Origin of the sequence: Pseudomonas sp. 2VD, from assembly GCF_005503585.1 — a bacterium.
GTDB lineage: Bacteria > Pseudomonadota > Gammaproteobacteria > Pseudomonadales > Pseudomonadaceae > Pseudomonas > Pseudomonas aeruginosa.
Window position 1 is genome coordinate 1 of sequence record NZ_SCND01000331.1, and the last position, 6658, is coordinate 6658.

5 protein-coding genes are annotated in these 6658 nt (G+C 67.7%); 2 read left to right on the forward strand and 3 right to left on the reverse strand.

What is annotated here, in order from left to right; all coding sequences use genetic code 11:
• Positions 1–608, forward strand: a 608-nt coding sequence (locus FFS27_RS26030) for a sulfite exporter TauE/SafE family protein (RefSeq protein WP_137952296.1), incomplete at its 5' end; no start/stop codon positions are given.
• 126 nt (positions 609–734) lie between these two features.
• Here the strand turns inward: FFS27_RS26030 and FFS27_RS26035 are convergent.
• Positions 735–2150: an amino acid permease gene (locus tag FFS27_RS26035; RefSeq protein ID WP_003109752.1), complete on the reverse strand. Its 1416-nt coding sequence runs from the start codon at positions 2148–2150 to the stop codon at positions 735–737.
• 430 nt (positions 2151–2580) lie between these two features.
• Positions 2581–2790: a hypothetical protein gene (locus FFS27_RS26040; RefSeq protein ID WP_009875978.1), complete on the reverse strand. Its 210-nt coding sequence runs from the start codon at positions 2788–2790 to the stop codon at positions 2581–2583.
• Between the two features lie 154 nt (positions 2791–2944).
• Between FFS27_RS26040 and FFS27_RS26045 the strand changes: the two genes are divergently transcribed.
• Positions 2945–6070, forward strand: coding sequence for a transglycosylase domain-containing protein (locus FFS27_RS26045; RefSeq protein ID WP_003140922.1), 3126 nt, complete (start codon positions 2945–2947; stop codon positions 6068–6070).
• 4 nt (positions 6071–6074) lie between these two features.
• On the opposite strand, the gene FFS27_RS26050 is transcribed toward FFS27_RS26045, so the two are convergent.
• Positions 6075–6658: AAA family ATPase (locus FFS27_RS26050; protein WP_171019231.1), on the reverse strand; the 584-nt coding region annotated here is incomplete at its 5' end.

Consider the following 6658-nt stretch of genomic DNA (forward strand, 5'->3'; position numbering starts at 1 on the left):
CCTATCGCCACCGCCGCGCCGGCAGCCTGCTGCGCGCCTATGTCTGGCCGCTGGGCGCGTACATCGGTGTCGGCGCGGTGCTCGGCGCGGCGCTGGTCGGCCTGGCCAGCGGCGACTTCATCCGCCTGGCCTTCGTCGCCTACCTCGCCATCACCATCCTCGACTGCCTGTTGCGCCGCGGCTTCCTCAGCCGTGCCGAGGAGCGCCAGGCGCGGCCGCTGGGCGTCGGCGAGACGCGTCTGGGCGGAGCGCTGATCGGTGCGATCGCCACCTTCCTCGGCGTCGGAGGCAGCGTGATGACCGTACCGCTGCTGCGCCGCTGCGGGCTGAGCATGACCCAGGCGACCTCCATGGCCAACCCGCTGAGCCTGCCGGTGGCCCTTGGCGGCACCCTTACCTACCTGGTCCTGGCCGGCTACCAGGAGCAAGACCTGGGCCGAGGCTTCGTCGGCTACATCGACCTGCTGGCCTTCGCCACTCTGGCCGGCGGCGGCTGGCTCGGCATCCGCCTGGCGACCCCGCTGATCGGGCGGATTCCCGATGCGCTGCATGCGCGGGTGTACGTCGGCCTGCTGGCGGCGGTGATGCTGAGCATGCTGGCGGGCTGATGCCCCACCCCAGCCTGGGTAGGGCGAATAACGCCAACGGCGTTATCCGCCGCACCGGGCCGGATATCGGCGCAACGAAAAAAGGGCCTCGTCCAAGGCCCTCTTTCTTTTCCGGCGCTACACCGCTCAGGACGCCGCGCGGCTTACCGCGCCGGCGCCGGCAGGCTCCTTCGGCGCCAGGTTGAAGGCGTAGTACAGGACGGTCAGCAGCAGGATGAACGGCGGGCCGATGTAGAGGGCGATGCGGGTGTCCTCGAAGAAGGCCATCAGCACCACCACCATCACCAGGAACGCCAGCGCCAGGTAGGAACTGAGCGGGTACAGCCACATGCGGTATTGCAGCTTGTCGCACTCGGCCGGGCTGAGCGTCTTGCGGAAGCGCAACTGGGCCAGCAGGATCATCGCCCAGGTCCAGATCGCGCCGAAGGTGGCGATGGAGGTCACCCAGACGAACACCTTCTCCGGCACCAGGTAGTTCAGCAACACGCCCAGCAGCAGCGCCAGGATCGACAGGATCAGCGCCCGGCGCGGTACGCCGCTGCGCGAGGCCTTGCCGAAGAAGGCCGGGGCCTGGCGATGCTGGGCCAGGCTGTAGAGCATGCGCCCGGTGCTGAAGATGCCGCCGTTGCAGGACGACAGCGCGGCGGTGATCACCACGAAGTTGATGATTCCGGCGGCGGTCTTGATGCCCATGCGCTCGAAGGTCATCACGAAGGGGCTGCCCTGGGTGCCGATCTCGTTCCACGGATAGAGCGACATGATCACGAACAGCGAGCCGACATAGAACAGCAGGATGCGCCAGAACACCGAGTTGATCGCGCTGGGAATGGTCTTGGTCGGGTTGCGCGCTTCGCCGGCGGTGAGGCCGATCATTTCCACCCCGAGGTAGGCGAACATCACCATCTGCAGCGACATCAGCACGCCCTGGATGCCATTGGGCATGAAGCCGCCGTGGGCCCAGAGGTTGGAGATGCCGGTGGCGATGCCGTCGTTGCCGAAGCCGAAGGCGATCATGCCGATGCCGACCACCACCATCGCCAGGATGGTGACGATCTTGATCAGGGCGAACCAGAACTCGAACTCGCCGAAGGCGCGCACCGCGATGAGGTTGATCGTGCCCATGCTCGCCAGGGCCGCCAGGGCCCAGATCCAGCGCGGCACGTCGGGGAACCAGATGCCCATGTAGACGGCGACGGCAGTGATCTCGGCGACACAGGTCACCAGCCAGAGGAACCAGTAGTTCCAGCCGGTGATGAAGCCCGCCAGCGGGCCCAGGTAATCCTTGGCGTACTGGCTGAAGGAACCGGCCACCGGATTGTGTACCGCCATCTCGCCGAGGGCGCGCATGATCACCAGGATCGCCAGGCCGCCGAGGATGTAGGAGATCATGATGGCCGGGCCGGCCATCTGGATGGCCTTCGCCGAGCCCAGGAACAGGCCGACGCCGATACAGGCGCCGAGCGCCATCAGGCGGATGTGTCGCTCACCGAGCTCGCGCTTCAGGGAGCCGTCTTGAACCTTCTGTTCGCCGACAGACGACATGGGAACAACCTCATTTTGTTATTGAGATAGATCAGTTGCGGACTCGCTCGTGCGGTCGGGGTAGGGAAGCGGATTTCGCCAACGGCGCGGCCCCTGCGCGATACCGCACAGCAGGCGACGACGGGGCGTCATAGGTTCCAGGACTGCACACCGGAAGAGGCTGTCCGCTCTCGTGGAGCGAACGTGGGCATTGCGGGAGTCGACTACAACTGAGGTCGGGCCGGAGTTTTACACAAGATTTCAAGGCCGTCATGCCCCGCGATGGGGCAACTGGACCAAAGGCGTAAGGACCGCCAACGCTGAATGGATTCACTCCCTGGGCCGCGCGCGCAGCAGCAGGGACAGCGGCCGGCCGAGCCGGGAGTGGACGGTTTCGCGCTGGCCTTGCAGGCGCCAGCTGCGCTCGAGCCGTCGGCTGCGCTCCATGGGGTCAGCGCAGGGGTTCGCGGCAGCGGAGGTCGCGGTAGGGGCCGTCGAGCCTGACCCAGCCGTCTCCCGGCGAGGTCTGCATGCAGGCGACCTGGCCGTCGAGCTTGCTCTGCCATTTGTAGAAGGGCGCCGGCGCGGCCTGCGCCGCGAGGCCGGAGAAACCCGCCAGGACGACACCGACGAGAAGGGGGAAAAGTGTGCGCATCGACATTCCGGACCCGAAACACAAGGAACTCAGACAGACACTCTAACCCCTGCGCCACGCCGCTCCAATCCTCGGTCGTCCGATTGCCGCCGGGGAGATTTTCCTTGCACGAATGACAGCAGGGTTGCAGCGGGACAACTAGACTTCCCCCCAGGTGCGGATGAATTGCGCAGCTACAGGCGGTGCGAGCATGGGTGCATCAGAACGATCCACGAACGACCCTTCCGAGCTGCAACCCTGCAGTCTCCCTGCCTCCGCTTCTCCTCGAAAAAGCCGTCTCCGCCAACGCCTGATGCTGATCGGCTTCGCCTTGCCGATCCTCGCCGCGGTGGGCATCGTGGTACTTCACGAAGCGCACACCTCGCGGCTGCAGGCCCGCGAGCTGGCACGCTACGCCGCGACCCTGGACTACGAGGTGCGCCAGGGTCCCAGCGAGGCCATCCTGTTCCCGGCGGACGGCCCCTTCGACCGCCGCCTCGGCTACCAGTTGCTGCCTTCGTTCATGCAGCGCCTGTACGACCGCGACTACGCCATCACCCGCCAGGCGCACTTCTCCCCGGCGCTGATGCGCTACGCCGAACACCGGCTGTTCCCGCCCTACGCGGAAAAAGCCCAGGCCGGGCTGGACATCGCCGATTGCCGCGGCGTGCCGATCTACGACTTCCGCTATCCGCAAAGGCGCTACGCGAACTTCGCCAGCCTGCCGCCGCTGGCGGTGCAGAGCCTGCTGTTCATCGAGAACCGCGACCTGCTCGATCACGAACGCCCCTACCTCAACCCGGCCGTGGACTGGGGTCGCTTCACCCAGGCGGCGCTGTCGCAGGTCGGCAAGATGCTCGGCTTCAGCGCGCATTCCTCCGGCGGCAGCACCCTGGCGACCCAGATCGAGAAATACCGCCACTCTGCCGAAGGGCGCACCGGCAGCATCGGCGACAAGCTGCGGCAGATGCTCTCAGCCAGCGTACGCAGCTATCGCGAAGGCCCGGCCAACTTCGCCGCGCGCCAGGACATCGTGCTCACCTACCTCAACTCGGTGCCGCTGTCGGCGGCGCCGGGCTACGGCGAGGTCACCGGCCTGGCCGATGGCCTGTGGGTCTGGTACGGCGCCGACTACCGGCAGGTCGGCGAGGCACTCGACGGCAAGGCCGGACTGGCCGCCCAGGGCCTGGCCCTGCGCCAGGTGCTGGCGCTGATGATCGCCCACCGCCGGCCTTCCTTCTATCTGGCGCCGCGCGGCCGCGACGAGCTGGACCGGATGACCGACAGCCACCTGCGGGTCCTGACCCAGGCCGGCGTCATCGAGGCGCCGTTACGCGATGCGGCGCTGGCGCAGAAGCTGGCGTTCCGCGACCCACGCAGCCAGCCGACGGTGCAACCGCTGCCGACCAACAAGGGCGTGACCCTGGCTCGCACCCGCCTGGCCGGGATGCTCGGCGTGCCACTGTACGACCTCGACCGTCTCGACCTGCGGGCCAATACCACCCTCCAGCACGAGTTGCAGGAAAGCGTCACCGCCTACTTGCAGAAACTCGCCGACCCGGACTACGCCGCCCAACTCGGGCTGATCGGCGAACGCCTGCTGACCCCGACCTCGACCCGCTCGGTACGCTACAGCTTCACCCTGTTCGAACGTACGCCGAGCGGCAACCAGGTGCGGGTGCAGACCGACAACACCGACCAGCCCTTCGACATCAACGAAGGCAGCAAGCTGGAGCTGGGCTCCACCGCCAAGCTACGGGTGCTGGCCAGCTACCTGGAGACCGTCGCGCAGATCCACCGCGACTATGGCGGCATGAGCGTCGCCGAGCTGCGCAAGGTGGAAGTGGAGCCGCTCGATTTCATCCTCCGCTGGGGCATCGACCACCTGGTCGCCAGCCGCGACCGCGATCTTTCCGCGATGCTCCAGGCGGCCATGGAACGGCGCTATTCGGCCAGCCCCTACGAGAGCTTCTTCACCGGCGGCGGGCTGCACACCTTCAACAACTTCCGCAAGGAAGACAACGGCCGCCGGCCAATGCTGCTGGAAGCCCTGCGCGAATCGATCAACCTGCCCTTCGTGCGCCTGCTGCGCGACCTGATCCGCCACGACATCTACCAGAACGCCGGGAGCAAGGTGCAGTTGCTGGCCGATGATAAGGACCCGCGCCGCGCCGACTATCTCGACCGTTTCGTCGACAAGGAAAGCCAGGTCTACCTGCGCCGCTTCTGGGTCAAGTACCGCGACAAGGACGCCAACCAGCGCCTGGAGACCTTCCTCGACGGCCTGCGTCCCTGGCCGGTGCGGCTGGCTGCGATCCATCGCTACCTGCAGCCACAGGCCGACCTGGCGAGCTTCAGCGCCTTCCTCCGCGAACGCCTGCCCCGCGGCAGCCTGACCGACAAGCGCGCCGCCGAGCTGTACGAGCGCTACGGTCCGGGCAAGTTCAACCTCAACGACCAGGGCTACGTCGCCCGCGTGCACCCGCTGGAGCTATGGCTGCTCGGCTATCTGCAGAAGCAGCCGCAGGCGACCTTCGGCGAGGCGGTGGCGGCCAGCGGCGCCGAGCGCAAGGAGGTCTACGGCTGGCTGTTCAAGTCGCGGCACAAGAACGCCCGCGACAAGCGCATCCGCATCCTGCTGGAGGTGGAGGCCTTCCTCGACCTGCACCAGCAATGGAAGAAACTCGGCTATCCCTTCGATCACCTGGTGCCGTCCTACGCCACCGCCCTGGGCAGCTCCGGCGACCGCCCGGCGGCGCTGGCCGAACTGATGGGGATCATCGTCAACGATGGCGTGCGCATGCCGACCCTGCGCCTGGAGCACCTCGACTTCGCCCTGGGTACGCCCTACGAGACGCGCTTCGCCCCGGAAGCCACCCTCGGCCAGCGGGTGATGACCTCGGAGGTCGCCGCCACCCTGCGCAACGCGCTGTCCCAGGTGGTCGACGCCGGCACCGCGCGGCGCCTGCAAGGCACCTTCAGCCGTCCGGACGGCGCGCCGCTGGTGATGGGCGGCAAGACCGGCACCGGCGACAACCGCCTGCAGACCTTCAGCGCCGGCGGCCACGTGCGCAGTTCGAAGGCACTGAACCGCACCGCCACTTTCGTCTTCTACATCGGCCCGCGGCACTTCGGTACCCTCACCGCCTACGTCGACGGCAGCGAGTCGAGCCAGTTCAAGTTCACCTCGGCCCTGCCAGTGCAGGTGCTCAAGGGCATGGCACCGCTCCTCAGGGACTACCTCGACCCACGCACCGCCACCCGCTGCCAGGTACCGTTGTCGCCGCAACAGATCGGCCGCCTGTAGCGGTTCAGCGCACCGGCCAGTACCAGGCCGGCCGGTCCAGCTCGCGCAGCCCCTGGATGCGGGTCTCGCCGAAGTCCTTCTCCAGCCCCAGCGAATGGCATTCCGGGTGTTCTTCGAGCGTCGCGACAAGCCGCGCGGCGTGCGACACCACAAGCACCTGGGAGTGCTGCGCGGCCTGGCCGACCAGGCGCCCGAGGGCCGGCAGCAGGTCGGGATGCAGGCTGGTTTCCGGTTCGTTGAGCACCAGCAGCGCCGGCGGCCGCGGCGACAACAGGGCGGCGATCCACAGCAGGTAGCGCAGGGTGCCGTCCGACAGCTCCGCGGTGCGCAGCGGCCGCAGCAGGCCGGGCTGCTCGATCAGCACTTCGAAGCGCCCTCCCGGGTTGTCGATGTACAGGCGGCTGCCGGGAAAGGCATCGTCCACCGCTTCGTCCAGCGCCGCCGCATCGCCGATCTCGCGGATGGTCTGCAGGGCCGCCGCCAGGTCGGCGCCGTCGGCGCCCAGCACCGGTGTATGGGTGCCGATCTGCGGACGCCGCGCCGGCGCCTCGGCGTCGCTGCGGAAATGGTCGTAGAAGCGCCAGGAGC